Genomic DNA, 2,095 nt, shown 5'->3' on the forward strand with positions numbered 1-2,095 from the left:
GAATAGAATCAGAGATTTGCTTGGAGCCGGAGGGAACGTTTACTTCGCTGCCGAGACGGAAGATGAGGACTATGCTGTTTCGCATTTAAATTGTGATAACAGCATTTCCTTTGTTTTTGAGTTTTCGTCCCCATTTGATAACCAATCCTCCTTCATTTAAAAGCTTGTGCAACAAAACTTCTAATTCTTCAATTGATTGAAAAAGTCGATTAGCAATATATTCTTTGGCTGAATGCCATACCAATTCAATTAAGTTATAGTCCGGGCTATATTCAGGTAAGTATTCTAGATGAATATTAGGCATTTCTGTTGTTATTTTCTGGATCTAGTCTTGTTTTTTGTGAAAGCTGGCGTTGTCTAATACGAGCACTATTTTAAACCCTTTTTCTGTAAAATCCTCTCGATTGTTTCCCGCTTCTACCCATTCAGTTATTAAATCTTCATAGAAGAGTTTCAAGACTTTATAGAAACTGTTAGAGTTACTTTTACTGAGAAATTCAACAAATCTTTTTTTGTCTGAATACCTGATGGCTCCCATGACATTCACTCTTCCTTTTCTTCTATCTCCTCTCACTTTTTTGCGATGTCCTTTTTTGCCCCACGTCTTTCTCTTTATCACCCTTAAACTAAATCCACTTTCGTCCCAAAACCATACCTGAAGGCGATTAGGACTTTCTTTTTCTATTCTTAAATATTCCTGTAGTTGCTTTTTAAAAATTTTTCTTTTCTCCGGATCTTGTTTGTGCTCTAGGCTATATTTTGACCAAAGGTAAACGTACTTTTTTTTTGAGAGAATTCTCCTCTCCTTGTGAGCCACTTAACTTGATTCCAGTCACTTCTTCTAAATAAGTAGCCAATCTTTTAGTTGACCATCTACCAAATTCATATCCTAGCTCTTGAGGAGCTTTATCAATTGTTTCTAGTAATATTTCTATGTATTTTTCTGTAGCTTTGTGATGGTTCCCTTTCATTTTATCATCTTTAAGACTCTCTAAATTATCTGGCTCTCCATGCACGCACCAGAAACAGATTTTGTTGGGCGAACAGCCGATAAATTTAGCAATTTCTTTTTGTGTTTTTCCGTCATTGAGCAATAATAAAATTAAAACTCTCTCTCTAATGTTTCCATTTTCTTCTTGTTTTAAAGCTTGTTGAAGTTTTTTGACTTGCTCGGAATTTAGATGATTTTTCGCTGGCATACTTCTGATTTTTATGTTAATTTTAATTTATTATTATACCAGTTTAAAGGCGAAACAGCTTATGCTGAAGCGTATAACTTTAACTGGTTTCTTTGGGAAGTTGGTTTACAGTTTAAAGAGGGCTATAACGGGATTTCAGGAAATCAACCCATTAATAGCTCTCATCCGATTTTTGCTGGAGTTAAATCTCTCTATCAACGCAATGGCAGTTCGATTATCGATTTCCAACCATCCGAGCAGGCCAATCAAATTCTCGTTTCTAGTCCTGATGGATAAGGGCTCTATGCAATACTCGATCTCTCACAGGCAACACCCCACGTCAGGATTTCGAGGATTTTTTCGGACGGAAGCGTTAAATCCACTTCTGCGGACGAATATATCGCTATTGTCAACGATGGGCTGGTTGATATAGATATATCAGGCTGGAAAATTCACACAGACAATCGCAATCAAGAATTCTCTTTTCCTACGGGGACAGTCTTGAAAAAAGGAGCTGAGTGTCGAGTTTATACTAGCGAGGTGCATCCAGATTCAGGCTGCTTCTCTTTCGGTAGCAAACGCTCTGTTTGGAATAACTCTTCAGACGAGGGAAGGCTTTTGGATGCGATGGGCAATTTGATGTCTAGCTATGCTTATACTGAACACACTCAGAAGTTATCTAATCTAACTTCATCCCTTGGCTTAGACAATCTAATTCTAGAGGCAGATCCAGAAGCGATTGAGGCACAGGAAGCTTTAGGCGGTCAGGTAACTTTTGAGGAAGCATTAACTTTAGCATACGATAGTTTTGAAGGTGACAACTCACAAGAAGGCTCGGCTCTAGAGCGTCGGTACAGTATTAGAAGTTGACAAAAAAAGAGATATATGAATTTACCCGGTCAAGGAATCCAACTCTA

At 37.8% G+C, this 2,095-nt stretch carries 2 protein-coding genes and 1 pseudogene; 2 read left to right on the top strand and 1 reads right to left on the bottom strand.

Features of this window, described 5'->3' with window-relative positions; genetic code table 11:
* Nucleotides 1-85 precede the first annotated feature (85 nt).
* Nucleotides 86-1,199: pseudogene (locus QUB30_RS33410) on the bottom strand (IS630 family transposase).
* Between QUB30_RS33410 and QUB30_RS33415 the strand changes: the two are divergent.
* Together QUB30_RS33415 and QUB30_RS33420 are read left to right on the top strand one after the other, a co-directional pair.
* Nucleotides 1,182-1,475, top strand: a complete 294-nt coding sequence (locus QUB30_RS33415; protein ID WP_333342618.1) for a hypothetical protein — start codon at nt 1,182-1,184, stop codon at nt 1,473-1,475. The pseudogene QUB30_RS33410 and the gene QUB30_RS33415 overlap by 18 nt on opposite strands.
* Nucleotides 1,476-1,487: 12 nt before the next feature.
* Nucleotides 1,488-2,048, top strand: coding sequence for a lamin tail domain-containing protein (locus QUB30_RS33420; protein ID WP_333342621.1), 561 nt, complete (start codon nt 1,488-1,490; stop codon nt 2,046-2,048).
* Nucleotides 2,049-2,095 lie beyond the last annotated feature (47 nt).

Origin of the sequence: Microcoleus sp. BROC3 (assembly GCF_036702515.1) — a bacterium.
In the GTDB taxonomy this organism is placed as follows: domain Bacteria; phylum Cyanobacteriota; class Cyanobacteriia; order Cyanobacteriales; family Microcoleaceae; genus Microcoleus.

Excerpts from the sequence above, each read along its gene's own strand:
- QUB30_RS33415 (WP_333342618.1), top strand. The coding sequence starts at position 1,182 with ATGATTTTTCGCTGGCATACTTCTGATTTTTATGTTAATTTTAATTTA.